The following is a 23,346-nucleotide window of genomic DNA, read 5'->3' as shown; positions in this document are numbered from 1 at the left end:
CAACGCCCTATGCAGGAGCGCACTTATAAAGCGCGTCAGGCACAATATCTGCTTCTTAAGGCTCCTCCCGCTGCGGGAAAAAGCCGAGCCCTTATGTTTGTGGCGTTAGATAAAATGCTCCATCAGGCACGCGCTAAAACTATCGTTTGTGTGCCAGAAACCTCTATTGGTGGCTCTTTCCGTTCAACAGACCTTACCTCTTACGGATTTGAAGCAAATTGGGATGTTGAGGATAAATGGAACCTCTGCATAACAGGTGAGGATGCCACGACACAGAAAGTTAAGGCGTTTGAAGCTTTTTTTGATTCTGATGCCAAAGTTCTCATTTGCACACATGCAACTTTCCGCTTTGGGTTTGAGATGGTTGAGGCTAATCGAGGCCTAAGTGCGTTTGATGAATGCTTTATCGCTATAGATGAATTTCATCATGTCTCTGCTTCTGACCATAACCGCCTGGGCGTTATTCTCCGTAGCCTTATGCAGCAAAATAAATGCCACTTAATGGCCATGACTGGCAGTTACTTCCGTGGTGATGCTGACCCAGTATTGCGGTTGGAAGATGAGGAGCGTTTTACCACCATTGTTTATAGTTATTATGAACAGTTAGAGAGTTATCGTTTTCTGAAGGCTCTGGGCATTAATTATGAGTTCTATAAGGGCACATATGTTAACGGCTTAGAAGGTGTGCTGGATGAGCACAAAAAGACCATCATTCATATTCCTCATCGTGGATCATCCGAGGCCTTTGATGATAAATATAATGAGGTTGGTCGTATTATTGATAAAATTGGCAAAATTACTAAACGCGATTCAGAAACAGGTTTTGATATTGTTCTGACTCATACAGGTAGAATTATTCGGGTTGCAGATCTTGTAGATGATGGGCCGGGTCGTGAGAACGTAAAAGCGGCTTTAGCGAGGGAGATTAAAGGGCCAGACGGCAAACGTAATGATGAGGCCGATAGGGCTAAGGTCGATATTATTATAGCACTTGGCATGGCGAAAGAAGGGTTTGACTGGGTGTGGTGTGAGCACGCCCTGACCATTGGCTACCGTTCCTCTTTAACTGAAATAGTGCAAATTATTGGCCGTGCCACACGAGACGCACCGGGCAAGCCCAAAGCAATCTTTACCAATCTGGTAGCAGAACCGGGGGTGGAAACCGGGGCTGTTACAAATGCGGTCAATGATATGCTTAAGGCTATCTCAGGCTCTCTTCTTATGGAGCAAGTGCTTTCTCCTAATTTCAAGTTTTATCGTCGAGAAGATGGGGATATCCGAGACCCTGTGCATGTTGACGAACAAGGTAATGTGCAGATTGGTATTAAAAACCTGATTGAGCCGCCCACAGCGCGTGCGCGTGAAATTTGTGAACAGGACATGCAAGACCTTATGGCCGCAGCCTGTCAGGAGATGGATAAGCGGGCTTTATTGCCAGATACTGCCCCAGAGGTTGTGAACCAGATGGTTCTGACTGATATTATTGAAAAGCGGTATCATAATCTTAACGAGCAAGAGACCGAAGCAGTACGCCAGCAATTGGCGGCTCATATGAATATTGTCTCTATGGCGCGGCAGGAACAGCAACAGCAGTTAGAGCATGCAAAAGCTCAACTTAATGGTAATAATGAAGAGACATTGCCGCCTCAACAAAGGGAGGATGGAGAGGAAGGTGTCTTACTCTCAGCTCCGAATACGCTGCTGGAAATGGTCAAGAAATTTATCAATGTAAAAGATCTTGATGTTGAACTGATTGATAGCGTGAATGTATTTAGGGAACGCTTTGAGGTCGCTTCAAAGTCTTTTGACTCAACACTTCTTGCTCATGTGCAATCTGCTATGGTGGCACTGCGTATTGCTATGACAGCAGATGAAGCACGTACTCTATGGCCGCGTATTAAGCTGTTTAGGGCACAAGAGGGGAGAGAGCCCAACTTGCATTCAGAAAACCTACTAGAAAAACGGATGGCGGAAGCTCAGGCGTGGCTTAAGCATGAAAAAGCTAAACGTCTCCGTGATGGTGCCATCTGATGGTCAGGCCGACATTAGAGGAGATTTACAATGAGCCTGATGAATTTGGCTTGCTTGATGTAAAGCCAGCGGCAAGACGGGCAGAGCAGGGGGACATAAAAGATTTGGCAGTGCTGAATGATGTCGGGGTGTTTTATAAAACGCACCAACGTCTTCCTAACCCAGATTCTGATAACCATGACGAGATGCGTCTTGGTGTGATTTGGAATAAGGTGCAAGAAAATCCCTCTCTTGCTTTACGGCAGGCTGATGCACAAGGGTTACTGCACATGCCTGTTTTTTTCCCGCAGCAGGATTGGCAAGATGATACCTTGCGTCTGGCTATACCAGAAAGCCTGGATGATATTTTTGCTGATGATGAATTAGACGCAGACCCTTCGCTTATTACGCTAAAGCACAGCACGCCCGCAGCAGAACGTAACCAACCGGACCACAGAGCAGAGGCCACTCCTTGCCGAGATTTTTATTTGTTTGAGGGTAAATTTCAGGCAGTCCAAGTGGCCCTAGAGAATGGCGAACGTAAAGCTTCGCCTATTCGAAAAGGAGCTGTTCTGGAACCATTGGAAGGTGACTTTTTTATTCGTAATGGTTTGTTGGCTTTAGTGGCAGAAAAGTCAGAGAAATCGATAAGAAGTGGTTCTAGGGATCATCGTTTACGCATTATTTTTTCTAATGCGACAGAGAGTGACCCCTTAATGTCTTCCTTTCGCAAGTCTTTGACTGAAGATAAGACTGCCCGCGTCATTGAACGTGTGGGGCTTGGGCCTCTCGACCCTGAGTGGGAATCTGACCAGCTATCTTTATCAGGTACTATATATGTGGCACGGTCGCTTGCAACAGACCCAGTAATTAAAGAACAAAGGGGTATCTTGCACAAAATTGGTGTTACAAGTCAGGACGTAAAGCGGCGGATTGCTGATGCTCGAAACGACCCAACCTTTTTGCTGGCTCCTGTAGAGATAGTGGCAACCTACGATTTAAAGAACCTACCACGGGCTACAGTAGAAAACTTGCTACATCGTTTTTTTGAACCGGCACGTGCAAAAGGACTTTTCGTTAAAGACCGCTTTGGGAAGGCTGTATACCCTAAGGAATGGTTCTATGTGTTGCCAGAGCATGTCAGCCAAGCTGCCAAGCTTATTCTTGACGGTCAATTGCATCTTTATCGTTATGATGCTGATAAGCAAAAAATTGTGACGATAGAGCAATGTAAATAATAAATATTTCAGATTTTAAAACGTAACGTAGAAAGTATTCCATATAATGGTATGTGTTATTTGCAATAATATTCTTACATCAAAAAATAATTCGGCAGAGCATATAATTCCCAATGCAGTCGGTGGCTTTCGAAAAGTGTATGGATTTTTGTGTGAGCCCTGCAACAACAAAACTGGTCATGAATGGGATTCTGTACTTGCTTCTCAGTTGAATGGCCTTTGTCATTTTTTTGATATTAAGCGTGAGCGTGGAGTTATTCCAGATCAAGTAATTACTACGACAGCAGGTGAGGAGTTTAAAATGCTCTCTCACGGAGATTTTGCTCTGTTGCGACCGACGTGCAACAAAAAAGAAGAAGCAGGGAGTATCAAATACCAAATAGTGGCTCGTGATAAGCGTGAAGCAAAAAGAATTTTACATGGACTTCAACAAAAGTATCCAAACCTTAAGGTCGATACGGAAATGGAAAAATTGGAAGTAGAAACTTCCTATCTTAAAGGTATGGTTCAAGTTCCTTGCCAAATTGGCGGTCTAGAAGCTGGTCGTTCAATAGTTAAATCTGCTGTTGCGCTTTTGCATGCCAGTGGGGTGTCGGTTACGGCTGGTGAAGAAGCTCTTTCGTATCTTCGAAATCCAGATGCTCCTGCATGTTTTGGTTATTATTGGACTACCGATTTACTCATTAAACGCCCCGTCGGTGTACCTCTGCATTGTGTTGCTATTTCGGGTAATGCAGAAACTGGAATGCTGCTTGGATATGTAGAATATTTCGGTTTTCTCCGTAGTGTAATTCTCTTGTCTGAGATTTATAGTGGTCCAAATATTGAAAACTGTTACGCGATTGATCCTACGACAGGAACGCAACTTGACCTGTCAGTTAATCTTCAATTTTCTAAAGCAGATATGTTGGATATCTTTGATTACAAGCATTGCGATGACGAAGCCGTTAAGCGGGCTGCGGATGCAGTCATCGGCCCCGGTATGGTTCGTAAACGGCAACGAGAGCACTCATATGCTGTAGATAAAGCCGTGCAGTACGCTTTTGAAAACTGTGGTGCCCAACCAGGTGCAGTTCTGACTGATGAGCAGGTCAGAACCGTTGCACGGCTCATGTCTGAAAAATTAATCCCCTTTTTCCTCAATCTTAATCAGCGGCGTTATTAGAAAAACCAATTCATTGATAAATATCTGCGTCTATAGCAATATGAAGCATGCGTATCGTTACCAGAGTTCCTATTTTTTAATGATGTAGTTGATTTCTGTTTACCTGCACGGCGACCTTATAGGCTTTGCCTTAAATAAAGCGTTGGATAGCTGAGAGTTTCGACCGTCTGTCTGAGATTTTCCGTTGCAATGCCGGAGAGATAGGTCGTGGCCCCTTGGCTTTTATGGCTGGATTCATGACCCAGCAGGGCATCAATCCAGAGTTCTCGGAGGTCTCCGGTTTGATTGCGCAGACGGGTGGACACCGTGTGTCGGAAACTATGGAACGTAATGGCAGCAGGAAGGCCAATCGTCGTTTTAAACTTCGAGAAATTCCGACCAAAATCTGTGCCACGGGGGCCGCTTTTGGGTGTCTTTAGTTCCGAGAAAAAGAATTTTTCGCCTTTTTTCTGGAAGTCCAGAATGCCCCATTCGAGCAAGGCACTGTGGATGGGCACATTACGAATGCCTGCCTCTGTTTTCGGTGTCCATTTGTCTTCAGTGTGAGGACGAATAAGGAAACAGGGAATGCCATCAACCTCCTGAATATCCTCATTCCGTAGATTACAGATTTCTCCCAGTCTCATGCCACTATAGGCGGCGACCATGGTAATACCTGTAAAGGTCGCCTGTGAGATGGTGCTGCATGTCCATGCTGAAGACGAAAGCAAAGCGAGTTCATCGTCTGACCATGCCCTGCGCGGATTCCGTTTGGTCAGGTCAAAATCCCAGTTGCTCCACGGGTTCTTGTCCGCAATCTCGCGACGGATAAGCTGGTTCCACAAGGCCGAAAGGCGCATGAAGTGGTTCTTCACGCTCTTGCCGCTTAATGTCGGCAGATCAAACTCCTGCGCCCGCTCGACCTCAGCGTTTAAATCCATGTCCTGCTTGCTCTTGGCGTAGGAGGAGGGGAGAGAGAAAAGCAGGTCTCGAAATTCCCCGGCAATCCGACCAGTAATCTCCTGAACGGGTTTACCGCCAAAGGCCTGAACAAACAGTGCCACCGTGCGGGCCGTCTCTTTCTTGGTGGCGTCACTCTTCTGGCTATCCGCCAGTAATGCAAGCTGAAGAGCTTCCGTCAGGCGGGGAGAAGTCGGGGCGGTCGGCGTAGGAGCAGGGGATGCTAACTGGTGAGACGGGGGCACCGCACCGGGAGCCTGAGACAGGGCTGGGCCTGTCTGAAACAGTTTGATCAGTGTGTCATGCAATCGTTCGATTTCTTCGGTTTTGCTGGCAAGACTGGCTTTGTCCTGCATTTTACCGCTTATCGCCTCAATCATCAGCCTGCTTAACTGACGACACGCCGTAGCAGACCTCCCCGATTTTGGGCAATCCGTCAGGAAAATGAGTTGAACAGGACGGAATAAATCAGAACCCCCTTATATTGACGATTATGCACGGTTTTCAGGGGTAAATCCTTGGTCCAAGGAACACCCCCCTAGAACCCTCCCGATTTTGGGGCCTCCTGCACGGTTTTCAGGGGTAAATCCTTAATCCAAGGACCCCCCCTATAGAACCCCCACGATTTTGGGGCCTCTCGTCACGAAAATTAGTTGAAACCGCCGGTTCAAGAAAGAATCCCCCCGATTTTGTGGGTTCCCGCACGATTTTCAGGGGCAAATCCTTGTTCCAAGGAACCCCCCTATAGAACCCCCCCGATTTTGGGGGTTCCCGTCACGAAAATTAGTTGAAACCGCCGGTTCAAGAAAGAACCCCCCCGATTTTAGGGGTTCACGCACGGTTTTCAGGGGTAAATCCTTAATCCAAGGAACCCCCCTATAGACCCCCCCCGATTTTAGGGGTTCACGCACGGTTTTCAGGGGTAAATCCTTGTTCCAAGGAACCCCCCTATAGACCCCCCCCGATTTTGGACCTCCTGCACGATTTTCAGGGGTAAATCCTTATTCCAAGGAACCCCCCTATAGACCCCCCCCCCGATTTTAGGGGTTCCCGCGCGATTTTCAGGGGTAAATCCTTGGTCCAAGGAAAAACCACCGAAAACACGACAAAAACCGGAGTGGAGGGCAAAACGGAATCCGCGCTTTTCCGGAAAAATTCTTAACAAAAAAGACCCCGAAAAAGCGGCAAAATCGACCAGGCCGCTCCACAACCATGATCTCAAAAACAGACCTTAAAACGCCTCTGAGAAGAATTTTCTACGGCTCCCTGATAAACATTAGAGCCTCAAATAAACGGATACAGAGACGTTTTAAGGGGTGATTAGATCATTTTTGAAGAAAGAGAACGACAGCTTTGTCAGAAGTCAGAATGAGAAAGAAAAAGACATAAATAACATTACAAAGCTGTTAAATAAGTCAAAAAGAGAGAAAGATGGCACGATACCGTGTTTTTGGTGCAGGGCACCGAAAAACACTTCGTGCTGACTGCCTTACGGCAGCCAGTTGGTCAGTAAAAAAACGAATTTAAGTTGTTGATTTAGAGTGAAATTTTCCCGCCTTCAGGCTCGTCAAGGAGAATTGGAAAGTGCTGAAATACAGCAATTATCATAAGCAAAAAATACAACGATTTTTCCACAAACATGATTATTGGCGAAAATGATAAAATTCTCGAAAAATAGCCGAGAGAAGACGTTCGCGACTTTTGCCGAGCCTGATCGGGTGTGTTGTCTGTTGTGATGTCCTGCTTTCTGAAGAAAATGGATCTTGTTTTCGTGGGAGCCTTAGCAGGTCAACGAGAAGGGACCGTGTTTGAGGCTGCAGTGCCAGCCCCCCCAGAAAAGGAAAAGTGCCGTCACGGCACGGCTTCCTTACGGGTTACTCGACTTCATGGAAATCTCATGACTATGCTTTCAACAAAAACTAGCAGTTTGTCTGACCTGTCCTCTATCTTTTATCCGACTGAAAAGGATCTCCTGCTTTATAAACAAATGGCTGTGGCCCTCGGTGCGCCGCCCAACGCGCACATGTTTCGTTTTATGGGAGCGGCGGGCCAGCATCTGATCTTTATTGGTGATTCTGGGACAGCTGAATGGTCTCGTGTTCAGCAAACAGCCGCCGGTCTCTGGCCCCATTTGCCTGTCTCTGGGCCAGTTGCTTCTGATGGGACGAAACTGGATTCTCTGCCGGAACGGATTGTCTATCAGATGCTCTGCACTCTGAAGCGCCGCAACATGCATGTTGATGTGCACGAACCCATCTGCCTTAGTGAAGGACTTTTTCGTGCCGATCTAACGTTACGGAAAGGAAATTTTTGCCGCTATATAGAAGTGGCAGGATGCTGTGGCTCTGATCGTGTCACCCGAAATGACGATGAGCGGAAATGGCTAGCTCGTCTTGATCAGCGTCTCGCCTTTTATCGCGCTCTCGACATAACACCGGTTGTAGTCTGGCTCGACATGTTTGCGCGTCCCGAGGCTCTAAAAGACCTCTGCATCGATCTTGTCGATGATGTCGCGCTCCGAGGAGCCTGATCATGACAATAGTAAAAGAAGAGATGACTATCCTGCCGCGCTGGCGCGAGGGCACAATCCGGCTCCTCGATATTGCGCCCAAAGGTCCCGGACAGCCCCAGCTTGCAGAGGGGTTGCCCATATCGCTTGCGTATTGCGATCTGGTGATGCGACCGGATCAGACCTTCGCCGATGTGAATGGGGGAGTTTTCCAAGGCGTGCTTCAGAAGGTTCCTGGCGAGCGCGGCGGGAGTGACTTCGTCGTGGAGGACCGCCTCTTCAACGCTGTGTTTCCACATAATCAGAAACTCCCCCTGTGTCTCGCCGGTTATAATGTTCCGTTCCTGCATCGACTTCTCGGCGGGCCTTGGGGAGAACAACCGCATCAACTGTGTCTCCACAGGCTCGCGCGGATCTATGACCTTGGCAAAAGCAGCGACTATTCTCTTGCCGAAGTCGTCGAGTATCTTCAGCCCAGCTTCGAAATTCCCTGGTTTGAATGTGAAGCCTTCACCCGTCTGATGCAGTCGCGTGTTGTTTTGCGCCACCTTCTAGCCGAGAGTCGGCTGAATATGCTGGCAGCGCTTTCTGTTGCCCGCACACTACCGCCCCCAATGTCAGAACCATTCGGGAAAGCTCAGGGGTGGCAGGCTATGGAAGACCGCGTCTACCGTGACTTCGAGTAACGTATAAGAGAAGACGGATGGAAAAGGGGCTGCTTTGTGCAGTCCCTTTTTTCTCTGGGTAATCTGCGGCTGCCGTTTGATTGGTTTCCGTAGGTCAGTTGTCCTGATCGAGAACCAGCGTTTCCCTTAATCTTCTTGAGAAGCTTTCGAAGGGTTGTCGCCCTTCTCCCCAAAAAAGGAAGAGGTCATCGCGCGTTGGTGTCATCGGGGTTCCCCTGAGACTGCGCGTGAGGTTTTTCTTCTTCATTTGAGGATAACGACTTTTCAGAAAGAAAATTATCCATGTCAAATCAATTCTGTGCGACCTCGACGCCCGTTCAGGATGTCTATGAAGTCATGCTGATCATGCGTGCAGCACTTATTGCCGGCCTGAAAGAAGTGCGTGATGGCTCAACAGATACTCTGGATGGCCTCATCTTGCTGTCCTCGGATCTGACCGAGAAGCTTGAACGCGCGTGTGAAGCGCTGGAAGCCTCTGTAAACCAGAGCTGATCGGTCGACTGCTGCCTGTTCGCAGGCAGCAGTTTTTCCAGATGGAAAAGTGCTTCGAAACAATAATTTTGTTTTTGAAAGATTTGGTTTTTAGCAAGAGTTTCTTGATAAAAGAAGGCTGGTGCGCGTGCGTCCGCTGATCCTGTAAATTGCACTGGCAATCAATAAATGTTCGAGGGCTTGCTGTGCCTCTCGGCGAACGGGACGTTCCAGAATCAGGTGTCGCGGATAAAGCATCGGAGAGACATCTCTAAAATAGGTGTCCAGCACAGCATGTTCCATTCCTTCAATATCAAGCTTCATCAGAGTGATGGTTCTCAGACCGGCGTCCTGGACAATATCTTTGAGGGGACGAATGGGGATGGCGATCGCCTGCTGTCCTGCCCGTGTTTTTTTTGAAGGGAGGAGGGAGATCTGGCCGCTGCCAACGTCATGGTGGCGGGGCCTTAGTTGTCCATTTCCCGATGTCGCGCCCGCCGCGCAGGAAACGCACCAGATCGGAAGGGGCTCATTCAGGGCGAGTGTTTCCCGAAACCGATCCATCAGAACCGGATTAGCTTCAACCGCCAGAATTTTACGTGTGTGACAGCGAGCCGCGTACAGGGAGAAAAACCCCATATTTGCGCCAATATCCACGAAACTGGCGTCCGGGGAGAGAATGCTGCGCAGCCAGCGTAGTTCACGTCTCTTATAAAGTGCACCACAGATGGCCCCATAGGCATCCGTCTGGTTATCGCGCGGATAAAATCTGACGCGATAGCCAAACAAGGTGCCATCCACGATCTGGGGGCCCTGCTGGAACCATGAGACTGCTACACGCCGTAAGCGTCCTCGTCCGAGTGGGCGTTCATGCATCAGCATGCGGGCAAGGTGCTGGCGGCGTGTCATGGGATAGCTGCCGAACGAGGCAAGTGCGGCCTGACCCGGCCTGATTTCTGTCAGCGGGGGAAGGGCAGGGGAGAACAGCACAGAGGACTCCTGAGATCGCCACCAGAAAACAGGCGGTATTTCTCAGGAACAAATACTGCGAAGAAACCCATACAGCAAGCGAAAAAATGACTATAATCTACGAAAAATCATTTATGGCGCATCGCGGGGCTGCTTAACGCTTGGGAAGGCCTCCAGTCCAGAGCACTTCCCCGACAATCTTCAGGTCGGATGCTTCGTCCTGTGTCAGATCCTGAGGCGGGTAGCGGTCATTGTCAGCGATGACGCGTAGACCGCCATCCAGTCGGCGTTCAAGCCGCCGGATCAGGATACTGTCGTCCACAGCAAGAGCGAACAGGCCACTACCATGAATTTGCTGATTGGCTGTATCGAGGATCACGAGATCGTTCTCGACTAGCGTGGGGAGCATGGCATCCCCAATGACGCTCACGAGCCGTAAGGCTGTGCCATCCTGCCGGAACGTTCTGGTCAGCCAGCTTTTGCTGATACGCAGCCCGTCTTCGCGACTGTCCAGCCAGGGGATAACGGCCTGATGGCCGCCCCTGCTGGGTGTTTCCTCCTGTGTCTGGGGAGGGGGTGGTTCTTCTCCGACGCCATAAGCCAGCCAGTCGAGAGACACACCGCAGACCCGTGCCAGAGAGGCGATGGAAGAGAACTTCATTTCTCCGCCATTCATATAGTCGCGCAGGGTTGTGTAGGGCACGCCGGCGGCTTTGGCTGCGCGTGTAATACCGATGGCCTGAGCCGCCTGACGGAGCCGCTCTCCCCGTTCACGCATGAGGGTCAGTTGATCATCCATGAGCGGGCGCTTTCGATTGCGGCGTGACATCAGGCCTCCAGAAGAACAAGGAGGCTTGAAATATGCAGAAAACCGCTTGTATGTATAGTCGGAACATCGTATGTATTGAGAAAGGTTAATGTGCGGGGCGTCGTTGTTTGCCTCTCGAACTTCGCATGAAACCCTCGTCTTGTCGAAGGGATTATGATGTCTGCGTCTCAGGAAAACACCTCGGATCCTCGTCTCGAAGAGTTACATGCCGGCCTGCACGACGTGTTCAGGCTGGTCGAACTGGAGCACGGATTGCTCAGAAGCCGGCTGGATGATCTGCGCGGCGATAGTGATGGAGCCCGCCTGCTCGAAGGACTGATCGTTCTGGGCTCTGTCCTGCAACAGCGGCTCTCGCATCTGCTGGGCCTGTGTCGTGATATCGGGCGGCTTTAAGTGAACAAACAGGACGGGAGGGGTAGATGCTGACACTCTTGGGTGGGCTCGCCGTGATTGCGGTCATCGGACTGGGTGCGGTCTTTCTGGCAACGGACATCATGATACCAGTGGGGATCATGCTGATTGTCGCCGGTCTTGTGCATGAGGTGTTTCATGGGTGAGCACGATGCATCTGGCGCGCAGTCTTCCAGTCGGCTGGAGCAGCGTCGGGCCGAGTATGAAGCGGAATTCGGGGAAATTGAAGCCAAGCACAGGGAGGAATACCAGATCGCACGACACGGCAGTGTGATGGGGCAGGTTCTGTGTGGTGTTGCGATTGGACTTTGGTGGCACCCCTTCATTGCCTTTGCTGCAGGGATCGGCCTGTGGGGGAGCGTTAAAGAAGTGCGCAAGAAATGCGACACCGATGCGCAGAGGCGTCAGCTTTACGGTGTGGAGTAACGAGAGGGTAGGGGACCTCTCATCCAGCCTATCAATGAGACGCTATTTCTAAAATATGATTACAGGAAAATAGAAAATGACAAGAAAAATGACAGCTCTGTCTTTCATGCTCTGTGCGGCCAGTGGTCTGGTGTCGACAGCACATGCACAGGATGCGGGAACGGCGTTTCACGAGTTAAAAAGCTATCTGGGCAGTGACCTGCCGGTTGCAACGGCAAAAGATGATGCGGTATTGCGGCATGTTCCTGATCTGGAAAAAACCGCACACGGATATAAAAATGCCTGTGGGAACCGGAACAGGATCGGCGTTCTGCATCTTGATCTTGGTGGTGTTCTGCAGGGTGCGACCGTGACCTATGATCCGGATTCATGCTGGGGGCAGACAGGGGGGGAACTCACTGTTCTTGATCGGAACAATCGGGTTGTCTGGCACAATGGTGCTGTCGATATAACCGTTCTGTCCACTACGCAGGATGGCGTGCACGATCTGTCCTTCGGGCAACCAGGCAGCACACAGCCTGTCTGGAGATGGGATGGTCCGACACATCAGTATAAATTCCTGAAAACATTCCAGGGCTAAACGGTTTTCCAGTAGGAAAGCTATGCTGTGAGGACATCCAGCCCCTCGTTGCGGCCGATGTCCTCATAGTTATCACCAGTTAAAAAATGGATTTATCCCCGATGCCTGATGTCTCGGTGCGTCCTGCTGTGACGTGTCCAGTGTGTCATGCTGTGTGTTACCCACAGCTTGAGAAGAATGGGTACAGGATTGTGCGCTGTTCAAACTGCGCGTTCCTGTTTGTTGATCCCATGCCGACTGAGGCAGTTATCGCCGCCTATTATGCGACAACCTACCGGGGCGCGTGTGCGGATTTCTATCCCAAGGATCGCTCCCGCCGGTGGCGCGCATTCTGGCGGAGCCTGCGGTTTATTCCATACGTGTATCATCGTGACATAGTAGATCTGGGGTGTGGCGGTGGACACATGCTGGCGGCTCTGTGTCGTTTTGCGCGAAGTGGCACGGGCGTTGACCTGAGCGAGAACAGCATTGCCTTTGCCCGGCGCAGTTTTCCAGAGCAGAGGTTTTTTGCCGAGGATATTGAAGCCTTTGCAAAGCGGGAACAGTGCTTTGATTTTGTGTTTTCGTCAGAATTGCTTGAACACCTGAGAAGTCCTGTGGTTTTCATGGAAACCCTTCGGGCCATCACACGGCCAAATGCAGTTGTCTATCTCTCTGCACCGGATGCAGGCCACCGGGCCACACCGCAGGATCTGGCAACATGGTCCGATATCTGTCCGCCGGAGCATCTGCAATGGTTTAATGAAACCAACCTGACCATGCTCTTTAAGCAGTACGGCTTTATACCTCTGCGACGGCACAGAACAACGCAGCCTGCGCATTCCGTTTTTTTCAGGCGTGTTGGATGAGCGAGGGGCTTTTGCTCCTCAGCTTCATGGTGTGAGTGATTTCGACATCCACTTAAAGTCCTGACAGATTTCTGACTCCTTTGGTAAGGAGAAGCACTACGTTATCTTCCTTCTGGATCGTACTGTGCTGCCAGCATCTGTCTGCCAGGCACTATGTGTCGGCTGGCGTCGAATAGAGCCACCATATTCTTGGGAATGGCTGCAATGGGGGGATTGTGTTGAAAAAGTCGCGTTGGAGCTTCCACTCAACATTTAGGTTCGATATCATAACATATAGAGCGCTGTAATCATGGGGAATTTTCATTCCTAATTGCAGACAAAATCCTGAGCGGACACCTCAACCTGACTTTTTCAACACAATCGGGGGTAAGCAGAATGTCGGCAGTTGGACGGTAGACTGGAAAAGCGGTCATTCGTGCAATCGACTGTCACGACACAAATGGGCGTCTCCTGAAGGTCAACTTGATCAACCGACTTCGTCGGGCGAGAGCTGTCCGTCTCATGAGACCCCGCATATATGCAGTCGTCATGCCAGCGATAGGTGCATGGTCAGTGCCTGAGGGACGGAGCAGAAACTGCGGCCAGCGCGAGGCTGAAGCGTTACCTCTTTTTGGAGGGAATTGCTTCAGACCGCTTCTGTTCTATCACTTTACCTTCGTAAAGGCATCGCGTAGGAAATGAGCCGCTTGGGCGACTGCGGCGGTGGCCGCCGGCGTCTTGCGGTCGTCTCCGCCCTCGTTGCGGAGCGGCATGGACCCAGGCCCGTAGCCCAGCTCCTGTTCTATCCGGTGACCGATGCCGCAATGAATGACGGATCCTATCGCGAGTTCGCCAGTGGCCCCTGGCTGACAGCGAAAGCTATGGATTATTTCTGGAACCAGTATCTGCCTGCCGGCACGGATCGCGCCCAGCCGCATGTCTCGCCGCTGAACACGCCGGACTCCATCCTGCACGGGCAGGCGCCAGCGCTGGTCATTACAGATGAAAACGATGTCCTGCGTGACGAGGGCGAGGCCTACGCCCGACGCCTGGTCGAAGCTGGCGTGCCGGTCATAACGACCCGCTATAACGCGACGATCCACGATTTCGTTATGCTCAATGCGCTTGCCAAGAGGATCATGATATGGTTTGGCTGCGCCAATCTGGAGCATGTGCAGGATGACCTGCGCATCCTTGGGGTCATTCTTGTCCCAGCCGTTGTGCAGCGCCTCTCGCGTGCGGGCCAGAGCGACCGAAGAAATCAGGCGTGCATCAAACCCGGCCTGCACGAGGCGCCAGGCCAGCGGACGATGATAATGTCCGGTCGGTTCGAAGCCAACAATGACCGGCCGCGGTGCCAGGGCCTGCAGTTCTGCAATGAAACGGTCATGTTCTGTGCGCGTGTTGGCCACAGTCAGGCGTCGACGCCGTCGATTACCGGGCACCTCAATCAAGACTTCATTGCGTGATTTGGCAACATCGATAGCGACGAGAACAGCTGTTGTCGGTGTAGGGTTGGGTCTGGTCACGGCCGGTTATCTCCCCTGTGTGGCTGGACACCATCATTGTGGAGACATATCACCCGGTCGTGGCCACCTATCTGGCCTTAAGGCCAGATAGGTGAACTCTGCAAAAGAGCTTCCCGATGTGCTACGGCATCCAGTTCGCTGATCAGCCCCGTAACCGCAATACGGCCTGGTCTCGCCCCATGCGCTTCGACATGATCTGCGAAGCTCACGGGATCGAACATCGTCTGACGAAACCCAATCATCCCTGGACGAACGGTCAGGTTGAGCGGATGAACCGGACAATCAAGGAAGCAACCGTCAAACGCTTCCATTACGACAGTCATGAGCAGTTGAGGACACACCTCAATGACTTCATGGCAGTCTATAATTTCGGGCGAAGGCTCAAGACCCTGAACGGCCTCACCCCTTACGAATACGTCTGCAAAATCTGGACTTCAGAGCCAGAAAAATTCATCATCAATCCAACCAATCAAAACACGGGACTAAACAGGTAGCTCTGAGCAAGCTTTCGGGGTTGGCTCGGTTATCCGACCCGACGCAATGCGATGGGATGACCGGCCTTGGGGCCGGATACTGCTTCGATAGAGCGCTCCCGCTTTAAATATTGGAGGCAACTGACCCGCAAGAAAGATGCCACGTTCGGGAGTTCGCCACGAAGTTCAGTGACTTCGTCTGAAAGCTTCGTGATGAGCTGATTAACAGTTAGGTCATCAGCCGCTGCAATTTCCGTCAGGATTTCCCAAAACATATTTTCTAGCCGAATAGTGGTGACGGCCCCGTGTATCCGAAGCGATCGTGTGCGGTTCTCATAGTGAATCGGATCGGCGCGGATATAGAGTTCACACATTTCGGTTCTCCCATCGTGACAATTTTCTAGACTTCGATCCGTGTTCCCAAAACCGACAGGAATTGGCTGATCCATGCCGGATGTGCCGGCCAGGCTGGCGCCGTCACGAGGTTGCCGTCTGTTACGGCGTCGTCCATTGCGACTGTTTGATAATCGGCACCGGCAAGAATCATTTCGGCGCGACAAGCGGGGTAGGCGGAAATTTTGCGGCCTGCAACAACATTTGCCGCGGCAAGAAGCTGCGGGCCGTGGCATACTGCGGCGATCGGTTTATCTGCAGCGACGAAGGCGCGAATGAGTTCCAGAACGGTTTCGTCCGTGCCGAGCTGCTCCGGAGCCCGACCGCCCGGGATAACAAGCGCATCGTAATCTCCTGCCTTGGCTCCGGCGTAGGTGGAATTGAGCGTGAAATTATGGCCACGTTTTTCGGTGTAGGTCTGATGGCCTTCAAAATCATGGATGGCTGTGACCACGTGTTCCCCCGCTCTCTTTCCGGGTGAAACCACGTCAACCTTGTGCCCCACCATGAGCAGCATCTGGAACGGAACCATGAGCTCGTAATCCTCGACAAAGTCGCCTGCGAGCATGAGAATTTGTTTACTAGCCACTGCATTATCCTAACGATCGAATTTACGATGCAGTTCTCTATTTACGGCATTTACAATACGTCTAGGTAATAGGTGGTGACGACATTTTATGTCCCGCCGTGATTTCTCGATCCCGATATCAAGTGGACGGTTCGAAAAACCTCTTGGTTTTGAGGCCCTCTCTGTGATTCCATTTTTCCGGTTTTCATTGGAGGAGTGGCGACATGAAACAGCCCGGTTTCTTTGATGTTGAAGAGCGACTTGCCCGGCTGAGCGGGCTTGGTGATCAGCTCGCAGCCTTTTCCCGGACTGTGAATTTCGAAGCATTTCGTCCTGATCTGGATAAAGCGCTGGCCTGTTGATTTTCACCGAGAACTGACCCGGAAGCCGGGATATCCCGTGGCGCTGAAGGCAGCGATGCAGAGCCGAGCGTGTCAGATGAGGGGTGCTGGCCTGCAGGGCATAAAGACAGTCATCCAGCGGCAGCAACGTATGCCGGCGAAACGCCACGATCATCGCTTCGTCCGTCTCGGACAGAACCGTGGATCGCGGCTCTTTGGGACCTGTCTTCTGATCCTCAACCGTTTGACGCTTCCGCCATTTTGCAACTGTTTTCGGGTTGATCCCGAACTCCTTGCTCAGCGTCGCGAGCGAAGCCTGCGATCGCTGTATTGCTGCTCGCACGGCGTGCGTGGTCGTGGCGCTCCCATGACGTATCTGTCCCATAAGGCTTCCTTCCACTCCCGTGAAAATAATACCCCATCAAAACACGGGACTAAACAACTAAGCTGTCATTTGTGTCCGATGCTGGAAGCTGATCAGCCACGCGCAACACATGTCAATCAGGCTGGCCTTCAGCGCCGTAATTTGTTCCATGCCCAGCTCGCGCTCAAAGGCGTTGCGCACTGCTCCATAGATCACGGTGGTCAGGGTCAGGTTGATCTCTGTGGCATCCTGCGGCGGCAGGTCCGAGGCCTGGCGAAACATGCTCATCGTTGCGGCACCGACCCGCGTGGCGAAGTCCTGCATCAACACATTGTTGTCGAGCGCTGCTACCGAACGATAGAGTGCTTGCGTCAGATCAGCACGCTCGGTTTTGGCTGTCCAATAGGTCTCGATCAGCGCAGAGACCATCTCTGCCGCGGGTTGCCCCGCCATGCGAGCACAGGTTGCTTCGACACGCTCTGCCAAGGCGTTCAAGTAACGCGCGTTCAGCGCGATGATCAGCGCCTGTTTGTTCGGGAAATACTGATACATCGTCCCGACCGATACGCCCGCCCGCTCAGACACCCGGGTGGTTGTCAGGCGCGTCATACCTTCTGACAGCAAAACCTGAATGGTTGCCTCAAAAATCGCGTCTACCGTGACGCGCGAGCGGCTTTGTACCGGTGTTTTTCGAGGCTTAGCCCCTTGCGAAGCATGGGCCGTCATATGCGAATCCAAAATATGAGCTTTTCTTCATATACTCCGATCAGAGATATGAAAGGAATACAGAAATGGCAGAGAACCGCATCGCCCTCGTGACCGGCGGTAACAAGGGCATCGGACTGGAGATCGTCCGCAAGTTGGCTCAAGCCGGTGTCCATGTGCTGCTCGGCAGCCGCGACAAGTCGCGCGGAGACGAGGCTACCGCCGCCCTGGCCAGGGATGGTCTCACAGTGAAGGCGGTTTCGTTGGACCTTGATCAACCGGCGACCATCTCGGCCACGGCGGATGCCATCGCTGCCGAGCATGGTCGTCTGGACATTCTGGTAAACAACGCCGGAATCTTTGATTTCGCGGATTCAACGCCCAGCAAGGCTTCAATTGATGCTGTGCGGCGGTCGATGGAGGTCAACTTCATCGGGGCGCTGGCCGTGACGCAAGCGATGCTCCCTCTGCTACGCGCCGCACCAGAAGGCCGCATCGTCAACCTGTCGAGCACGCTCGGGTCTCTGAGCATGAACGCCGATCCGGCCTCGGCCTACTATTCGCAGCAATTCATCGGTTACAACGCATCGAAAGCGGCCCTGAACATGTTGACGATCCAACTGCACGAGGAGCTGCGGGGCACGAATATCAAGGTAAATTCGATCTGCCCCGGTTTCGTGAAAACCGATCTTACAGGCTATGGCACAATATCGCCTGAAGAGGGGGCGCGGCTTCCTACAGAATATGCGCTGAACGCCACAGGCAGTGGTGGCTTCTTTGAGCAGGACGGCAAATTGCCTTGGTGATGGGCGAACGGGACGAGGCGGAATGACCGCTCTGTCCCGCCTAGCTGACGCTAATCCGTTCTTGCAGAGCCTGCGCCAAATCGCGAGAGGTGTGAAACACCGCTAGGGGGTGAGCAGAATGTCGGCTGTTGGGCGGTAGGACTGGAAAAGCGGTCATTCGTGCAATCGACTGTCACGACACAAATGGGCGTCTCCTGAAGATCAACCTGATAACCGACTTCGTTGGGCGAGAGCTGCCCGTCCCATGAGACGCCGCATATATGCACTCGTCATGCCAGCGATAGGTTCATGGTCAGTGCCTGAGGGACGGAGCAGAAACTGCGGCCAGCGCGAGGCTGAAGCACTCCCTCTTTTTGGAGGAAATTGCTTCAGACCGCTTCTGTTCTCTCACTTTACCTTCGTAAAGGCATCGCGTAGGAAATGAGCCGCTTGGGCGACTGCGGCGGTGGCCGCCGGCGTCTTGGCAAGCGCATTGAGCATAACGAAATCGTGGATCGTCGCGTTATAGCGGGTCGTTATGACCGGCACGCCAGCTTCGACCAGGCGTCGGGCGTAGGCCTCGCCCTCGTCACGCAGGACATCGTTTTCATCTGTAATGACCAGCGCTGGCGCCTGCCCGTGCAGGATGGAGTCCGGCGTGTTCAGCGGCGAGACATGCGGCTGGGCGCGATCCGTGCCGGCAGGCAGATACTGGTTCCAGAAATAATCCATGGCTTTCGCTGTCAGCCAGGGGCCACTGGCGAACTCGCGATAGGATCCGTCATTCATTGCGGCATCGGTCACCGGATAGAACAGGAGCTGGGCTACGGGCCTGGGTCCATGCCGCTCCGCAACGAGGGCGGAGACGACCGCAACCATATTACCGCCGACGCTGTCTCCGGCGATGGCAATGCGGGATGGATCGATCCCGAATTCGACCGGATGACGAGCGACATACTCCAGAACCGCATAATCCTGCTCGATCGCAGTTGGATAACGCGCCTCGGGCGAGCGTTCGTAATCGACGAAGATCACCACCGCACCGCTGCCCGCCGCTAGATCGCGCACGAGGCGGTCATGGCTGGCCGGGCCGCCCATCACCCAACCGGCACCATGATAATAGACGATGGCCGGCGCATGGTTCGGGGCGTCGAACGGGCGATAGATCCGGATGCGTGTGCTGCCGGTCGGGCCAACGGGGAGCACGCGGTCGGTGATCCGGGCAGCGGGAGCGGTGACCTTCACCGATGCCTGCGCGCCGTCCAGCAGCGCACGGGCATCGTGCGGGGACAGCGAGGGGATGGCCGGGACATGGGCGGTGGCGAGGTCGTTGAGGAAATGCTGGGTCGTGGGCTCCAGCACGGGAGCGGCGAGCGCGGGCGCGGCGGCAATAGCGGTAGCCAAGGCGATGACTGTGGAGAGGCGCTTCATGATGGAAAACTCCGTATCGATCAGGCTGCGATCGGCCTGTGAGGCATTACATATCGCGCACGATATTATCGCTCAACATGGTAAATTGCATGGCTCCCATGCATTAACATCGCCCAAGATTTGATATTACGCGATATAATGGCCCTACTTATGGAGGACGATATGAACGAAGACCCATCCACACCTGATCTGTCGAATTTCGTGTGCTTCTCGCTGTATGCCGCGAGCCACGCCTTCAATCGGCTGTACCAACCGCTGCTCGAGCCGCTCGGTCTCACCTATCCGCAATATCTAGTAATGACCGTCCTGTGGAGCAGTGACGGCAGACTTGTCGGCGAAATCGGATCACAACTCGATCTGGTTAGCTCCACCCTGACCCCGTTGCTCAAGCGGCTGGAGGGCGCTGGCCTTGTGGAGCGCACCCGCGACCAGAAGGACGAACGACAGGTGCGCGTTCATCTGACCGAGGCCGGTCGGGCCCTGCGCGTTCAGGCCGAGACGATTCCGGCTTGTGTGTTAACGGCGACCGGGCTGTCGATCACCGAACTGCGGGACTTGCGTAATCGGGTCGACCGGCTGCGCCAAGCCGTCAGCTCTCCGCGTGCTCCGGGCTGCAATTCCGACGATCATTGAGCCTGTCACCCATTGATAACCTTTTCCAGGGAGACTGGTCTTGAGTTCCCCCTATGCCCTACAGAGACAAACGGGGTGATCGCACTTGGCTGCTGGCACATACCGCGCATTTTAGGCTGGATGCTCGTGTGTTGGTCGTGATCGGCGACAGCCTATTCTCGCAGGCCATGAACACGTCGGCTTCAGAGAAGCAAAGGCCGACGCTCTGGCGTCCGACATGAAGGCGACAGCAATCTGTCCGTTTAGCGCGTGAAAAGCAGACAGGCTGCTTCAGACCTTTTACGTCGTGATAGCAATGTGAGTCCAAATCTCGATGGAGGTTTGGACTCACATTGCCGACGCCGAGCAGTGAGAAGATGAAGGGTCTGCAATCTTTGTTACCGTAGTCCAGCGGTTTGCATCGTGTAAGTCCTCATGAATACCGGCCGATCACAAGGCTCTTGATGGTGTCCTGCCGTGGGCCATCGATCCTGCAGCGGCCACCCGTCTGTGGGGGCTCAGCGAGGCACTGATCGGCATACAGGCTTGATGCGTCGGGCCTTCGCCCACTTGAAATGAAGCGTGTACCGACGTGCCTGAGATCATGATCCCCATTGGGTGGAAGTCTCAGGCACGTCGGAACACTGATTCTATGACTATTACCTGTGTCGCGGATCATCCTTTGGATCGACATAGGTCATGCCGAAAGGACCAACACCGGAAACCTGCAAGATAGCCCCGCTGTCCCCAGCCTTCAGGGCGTGACCCATATTCACCGGAAGGTGCACGAAACCGCCCGCTTCCATATGAAGTCCTTCTGACGGATTCATTTTCGGGCCGGTGTAATGATCGAGATTACCGGATATAATCGTGAGCATTTCGTCAAGATTATGCGTGTGCGGTGCAATAACGCTGTGGGGCGGCATCATGACCCGGATGGTGAACGGTTCGTGTTTTGCCAGATCGCCATAAAGATAGGCAATTTTCATTCCCTGCGGAAAAATGGCCGGTGCGGGCTGCCACTGAACATCCTCGGGGGTGGAAATGACCTTTGCCCCGCCATGACTATGGCTCTGTGCAAAGCTTGCCGATCCTGTCGAGATCAGTGAAATGGCGGTCGCGATAATGAGCGTGCGTCTGTTCATTGTTTCCTCTTTTCTTCAGAATTTATAGGCAACATTGCGCCTGTTTCCCGCATAGGGATACTTTTGTGAAGCTGCCTTCAAAAGCAATCCCTTGCGGACTCCTCTCTCTGAAACGTGCAGGGCAATGCAGATACTTCCTTTGCTTTTCGACAGGGTTGCGGGTCTCCGATGAGCATCAGCCTGACACTGGCGAGATTGTTTCCTTCTCGCATTTCCCTCTCTGAAGAAACCGGAAAGCAGGCAGCGGGCCGCCTGCCGCCGCTGCCAGGACGGCTCCGAAGAAGACAAGCGTCAAACCGGTCAGGAACAGTCCCGTGAGGTGGTTTCCAAGGAAAAGAAAGGACGTCACGATACCGATCAGAGGGACGCCCAATGTAAAATTGGACATCGCGAACACTGATATTCTTCGTCCATATTCAGCCGAAATGACAAAGCACACTGATGTTGCCACCGGGCCGATAAAGAAGAGCATGCCCAGCAGGTGCCAGTCTGTAGCACCCCATCGAGGCGCACCTTCCACGGTCCAGGCGAGAGCCGTCAGAAAAATGGTCGCCAGAAGCATCTGCCACGGTGCGAGAGCCAAGGGAGACGTGTGCCAGCGATGATGGCGGATATGAAAGATCGTAACGGCCCAGGCAACCGCGCCGATTAGCAGAAAGATGCTGCCCATGAGCGTTCCCGGTGCGTGCCAGTCCATTTCCAGGGGGGAGCAGATCAGCGCTGTCCCCGACAAACCCACAAATAATGCCAGAAGCTGCACACGGGTCGGCGTCTGTCGAAGCGCAAGCCACGATACCAGAACGCCCCATAATGGGGTCGTGTAGGCCAGCAAGACCGCGTGACTGGTGTCGGTTCTGGTCATTGCAATCATGCCCAGCCCCGTAAAGGCCATCATCTGCAACATGCCCATCGAGGCCACGATCGACCAGTCGCCCACAGGTGGACGGCAAAGCTGGCCTTTCCACCAGACGAAGCCGAACAGACAGATGGCGGCGCTTCCAAAGCGGATTGCGGCCAGCCACAGGGGCGACACCGTTGCAAGCGCCAGTTTTGTCACGGGCCAGCTCGCGCCCCAGAGCAGAACCATAACGCCCAGCCAGACAAATGTTGCCACGCCGACAGCGGCAGGCTGATGAGTTCTTGATGGCCGGTCCGATTTTGAATTCATGGCGCTATCTCATGATAGAAATGGTAAAGCGCATTGTATTGATTTCGGTGGGAAAATCCGTTCCAAGTTACCTGATATTTGCTCTCATTAGGTATAGAATACCCTATTTCACCGCTTTAGAGAAAAATTATTCCTATGCAGTCCGTGAGTTTCGATGCCGCGAGCCTCAAGATTCTTGAGGCCCTTCAGGACAATGCAGAGATCAGTAATGCCGACCTCGCTGAAAGTGTTGGCCTGTCTCCGTCGCCATGCTGGCGTCGGGTTGCGGAGATGAAAGCGCAGGGCGTGTTCAAGCGAACCGTGCTGCTGGTCGATCCGCTCAAACTCGGTCTCGCCATGAATGTTTTTGTCCATGTCTCTCTGCAACAACAGGACAAACAGTCACTGGAAGTCTTTATTTCGGCGGTTCAGGCGCGGCCGGAAGTGATGGAATGTTATCTCATGACGGGAGAAGCCGATTTTCTTCTTCGCGTCGTCATTGAAGATCTTCCTCGCTATCAGGAATTCATGCTGGAGGTTCTTACGCAGATCCCCGGTATATCAAGCATCAGATCAAGTTTCGCGTTGAATCAGGTTAAATATACGACTGCGCTGCCTGTGAAGCATCTGGAACGATAAAAAGAAAAGGCCAGATAAAACCCCCTGATAATGGCTTATCAGGGGAAGATCGCGGTTCGTTTGACGTATTGTGATCGGGATAGGTCTTCAGGTGACCTTCGTGTCTCCGACGCAATTCGTACAAGACGCGCCGTGCGACTCTGCACGGTGCGTC

At 52.6% G+C, this 23,346-nt stretch carries 23 protein-coding genes and 5 pseudogenes; 16 read left to right on the top strand and 12 right to left on the bottom strand.

What is annotated here, in order from left to right:
- Positions 1-9: 9 nt before the first annotated feature.
- Genes ACP7IZ_RS08745 through ACP7IZ_RS08735 form a run of 3 tightly spaced genes read left to right on the top strand, consistent with a single transcriptional unit; the run spans position 10 to position 4,413 of the window.
- Complete coding sequence (locus ACP7IZ_RS08745) at positions 10-2,031, top strand: DEAD/DEAH box helicase (RefSeq protein WP_426848749.1); 2,022 nt, start codon at positions 10-12, stop codon at positions 2,029-2,031.
- Positions 2,031-3,248, top strand: coding sequence for a GIY-YIG nuclease family protein (locus ACP7IZ_RS08740; protein WP_086654318.1), 1,218 nt, complete (start codon positions 2,031-2,033; stop codon positions 3,246-3,248). The genes ACP7IZ_RS08745 and ACP7IZ_RS08740 overlap by 1 nt, the downstream gene beginning before the upstream one ends.
- Before the next feature lie 46 nt (positions 3,249-3,294).
- Positions 3,295-4,413 (top strand): HNH endonuclease, encoded by a 1,119-nt coding sequence (locus ACP7IZ_RS08735; RefSeq protein ID WP_086654317.1) that lies wholly within the window; start codon positions 3,295-3,297, stop codon positions 4,411-4,413.
- A 116-nt stretch (positions 4,414-4,529) separates the two neighbouring features.
- Here the strand turns inward: ACP7IZ_RS08735 and ACP7IZ_RS08730 are convergent, their stop codons facing one another.
- Positions 4,530-5,732, bottom strand: a complete 1,203-nt coding sequence (locus tag ACP7IZ_RS08730; RefSeq protein WP_256940210.1) for a site-specific integrase — start codon at positions 5,730-5,732, stop codon at positions 4,530-4,532.
- Between the two features lie 1,517 nt (positions 5,733-7,249).
- Between ACP7IZ_RS08730 and ACP7IZ_RS08725 the strand changes: the two genes are divergently transcribed.
- The 3 genes from ACP7IZ_RS08725 (at position 7,250) to ACP7IZ_RS08715 (ending at position 9,039) form a co-directional block, all read left to right on the top strand.
- Positions 7,250-7,882: a hypothetical protein gene (locus tag ACP7IZ_RS08725; RefSeq protein WP_231873555.1), complete on the top strand. Its 633-nt coding sequence runs from the start codon at positions 7,250-7,252 to the stop codon at positions 7,880-7,882.
- A 2-nt stretch (positions 7,883-7,884) separates the two neighbouring features.
- Positions 7,885-8,547, top strand: a complete 663-nt coding sequence (locus ACP7IZ_RS08720) for a hypothetical protein (RefSeq protein WP_061487411.1) — start codon at positions 7,885-7,887, stop codon at positions 8,545-8,547.
- A 282-nt stretch (positions 8,548-8,829) separates the two neighbouring features.
- The gene (locus ACP7IZ_RS08715; RefSeq protein WP_061487410.1) at positions 8,830-9,039 is read left to right on the top strand and encodes a hypothetical protein; all 210 of its coding nucleotides are present in this window, start codon (positions 8,830-8,832) and stop codon (positions 9,037-9,039) included.
- A gap of 90 nt (positions 9,040-9,129) precedes the next feature.
- Here the strand turns inward: ACP7IZ_RS08715 and ACP7IZ_RS08710 are convergent, their stop codons facing one another.
- The 3 genes from ACP7IZ_RS08710 to ACP7IZ_RS08700 all read right to left on the bottom strand — a co-directional run bounded on the left by ACP7IZ_RS08710 (position 9,130) and on the right by ACP7IZ_RS08700 (position 11,173).
- On the bottom strand, positions 9,130-10,008 hold the full coding sequence (locus ACP7IZ_RS08710) for an FkbM family methyltransferase (protein WP_086654316.1): 879 nt from the start codon (positions 10,006-10,008) through the stop codon (positions 9,130-9,132).
- 133 nt (positions 10,009-10,141) lie between these two features.
- Entirely contained in the window at positions 10,142-10,786 is a 645-nt protein-coding gene (locus tag ACP7IZ_RS08705) for an XRE family transcriptional regulator (protein ID WP_179193912.1), read from the bottom strand.
- Positions 10,787-11,017: 231 nt separating this feature from the next.
- Positions 11,018-11,173: a hypothetical protein gene (locus tag ACP7IZ_RS08700; RefSeq protein WP_426848747.1), complete on the bottom strand. Its 156-nt coding sequence runs from the start codon at positions 11,171-11,173 to the stop codon at positions 11,018-11,020.
- Positions 11,174-11,235: 62 nt separating this feature from the next.
- Here ACP7IZ_RS08700 and ACP7IZ_RS08695 point away from each other — a divergent pair, with 62 nt between their 5' ends.
- From ACP7IZ_RS08695 to ACP7IZ_RS08675, 5 genes and pseudogenes are all read left to right on the top strand, one after another.
- Entirely contained in the window at positions 11,236-11,373 is a 138-nt protein-coding gene (locus ACP7IZ_RS08695) for a hypothetical protein (protein WP_020943932.1), read from the top strand.
- Complete coding sequence (locus ACP7IZ_RS08690) at positions 11,366-11,653, top strand: hypothetical protein (RefSeq protein ID WP_086654314.1); 288 nt, start codon at positions 11,366-11,368, stop codon at positions 11,651-11,653. Before ACP7IZ_RS08695 ends, ACP7IZ_RS08690 begins: the two co-directional genes overlap by 8 nt.
- Positions 11,654-11,729: 76 nt before the next feature.
- Positions 11,730-12,233, top strand: a complete 504-nt coding sequence (locus tag ACP7IZ_RS08685) for a hypothetical protein (protein WP_086654313.1) — start codon at positions 11,730-11,732, stop codon at positions 12,231-12,233.
- A gap of 230 nt (positions 12,234-12,463) precedes the next feature.
- Positions 12,464-13,081, top strand: coding sequence for a class I SAM-dependent methyltransferase (locus ACP7IZ_RS08680; protein WP_303622789.1), 618 nt, complete (start codon positions 12,464-12,466; stop codon positions 13,079-13,081).
- A gap of 677 nt (positions 13,082-13,758) precedes the next feature.
- Positions 13,759-14,112: pseudogene (locus tag ACP7IZ_RS08675) on the top strand (alpha/beta hydrolase fold domain-containing protein); the annotation flags it as partial.
- A 78-nt stretch (positions 14,113-14,190) separates the two neighbouring features.
- Here the strand turns inward: ACP7IZ_RS08675 and ACP7IZ_RS08670 are convergent.
- Positions 14,191-14,589 (bottom strand): annotated as a pseudogene (locus ACP7IZ_RS08670) (IS110 family transposase); the annotation flags it as partial.
- A 125-nt stretch (positions 14,590-14,714) separates the two neighbouring features.
- Here ACP7IZ_RS08670 and ACP7IZ_RS08665 point away from each other — a divergent pair.
- Positions 14,715-15,083 (top strand): annotated as a pseudogene (locus ACP7IZ_RS08665) (integrase core domain-containing protein); the annotation flags it as partial.
- A gap of 29 nt (positions 15,084-15,112) precedes the next feature.
- Here ACP7IZ_RS08665 and ACP7IZ_RS08660 read toward each other — a convergent pair.
- On the bottom strand, positions 15,113-15,436 hold the full coding sequence (locus ACP7IZ_RS08660; RefSeq protein ID WP_063354558.1) for a ribbon-helix-helix domain-containing protein: 324 nt from the start codon (positions 15,434-15,436) through the stop codon (positions 15,113-15,115).
- 26 nt (positions 15,437-15,462) lie between these two features.
- On the bottom strand, positions 15,463-16,044 hold the full coding sequence (locus tag ACP7IZ_RS08655; protein ID WP_063354557.1) for a DJ-1/PfpI family protein: 582 nt from the start codon (positions 16,042-16,044) through the stop codon (positions 15,463-15,465).
- Positions 16,045-16,247: 203 nt separating this feature from the next.
- Here ACP7IZ_RS08655 and ACP7IZ_RS08650 point away from each other — a divergent pair.
- Positions 16,248-16,376 (top strand): annotated as a pseudogene (locus tag ACP7IZ_RS08650) (IS5/IS1182 family transposase); the annotation flags it as partial.
- A gap of 28 nt (positions 16,377-16,404) precedes the next feature.
- Here the strand turns inward: ACP7IZ_RS08650 and ACP7IZ_RS08645 are convergent.
- Both ACP7IZ_RS08645 and ACP7IZ_RS08640 read right to left on the bottom strand, forming a co-directional pair.
- Positions 16,405-16,749, bottom strand: a pseudogene (locus tag ACP7IZ_RS08645) (IS481 family transposase); the annotation flags it as partial.
- Positions 16,750-16,806: 57 nt separating this feature from the next.
- Positions 16,807-17,454, bottom strand: coding sequence for a TetR/AcrR family transcriptional regulator (locus ACP7IZ_RS08640; RefSeq protein ID WP_086641582.1), 648 nt, complete (start codon positions 17,452-17,454; stop codon positions 16,807-16,809).
- Positions 17,455-17,519: 65 nt separating this feature from the next.
- Between ACP7IZ_RS08640 and ACP7IZ_RS08635 the strand changes: the two genes are divergently transcribed.
- Positions 17,520-18,239, top strand: coding sequence for an SDR family oxidoreductase (locus ACP7IZ_RS08635; RefSeq protein WP_048844474.1), 720 nt, complete (start codon positions 17,520-17,522; stop codon positions 18,237-18,239).
- A 387-nt stretch (positions 18,240-18,626) separates the two neighbouring features.
- Here ACP7IZ_RS08635 and ACP7IZ_RS08630 read toward each other — a convergent pair whose 3' ends face one another.
- A complete protein-coding gene (locus ACP7IZ_RS08630) occupies positions 18,627-19,649 on the bottom strand; it encodes an alpha/beta hydrolase (protein WP_063354556.1) in 1,023 nt (340 codons plus the stop codon).
- Between the two features lie 162 nt (positions 19,650-19,811).
- Between ACP7IZ_RS08630 and ACP7IZ_RS08625 the strand changes: the two genes are divergently transcribed.
- Entirely contained in the window at positions 19,812-20,282 is a 471-nt protein-coding gene (locus tag ACP7IZ_RS08625; RefSeq protein ID WP_029495916.1) for a MarR family winged helix-turn-helix transcriptional regulator, read from the top strand.
- A gap of 638 nt (positions 20,283-20,920) precedes the next feature.
- Here the strand turns inward: ACP7IZ_RS08625 and ACP7IZ_RS08620 are convergent.
- Positions 20,921-21,406 carry a cupin domain-containing protein gene (locus tag ACP7IZ_RS08620; protein ID WP_061487256.1) on the bottom strand — a complete coding sequence of 162 codons (486 nt, stop codon included), beginning with the start codon at positions 21,404-21,406 and terminating at the stop codon, positions 20,921-20,923.
- A 175-nt stretch (positions 21,407-21,581) separates the two neighbouring features.
- On the bottom strand, positions 21,582-22,574 hold the full coding sequence (locus ACP7IZ_RS08615; protein ID WP_082823204.1) for a DMT family transporter: 993 nt from the start codon (positions 22,572-22,574) through the stop codon (positions 21,582-21,584).
- 135 nt (positions 22,575-22,709) lie between these two features.
- Between ACP7IZ_RS08615 and ACP7IZ_RS08610 the strand changes: the two genes are divergently transcribed.
- Positions 22,710-23,192, top strand: a complete 483-nt coding sequence (locus tag ACP7IZ_RS08610; protein WP_086654220.1) for an Lrp/AsnC family transcriptional regulator — start codon at positions 22,710-22,712, stop codon at positions 23,190-23,192.
- Positions 23,193-23,346: the final 154 nt, after the last annotated feature.

Source organism: Acetobacter sp. AAB5 (genome assembly GCF_050106715.1).
GTDB lineage: Bacteria > Pseudomonadota > Alphaproteobacteria > Acetobacterales > Acetobacteraceae > Acetobacter > Acetobacter oryzifermentans.
The sequence above is the reverse complement of the archived record's forward strand: the minus strand, read 5'-3'. Positions and strand labels throughout refer to the sequence as shown.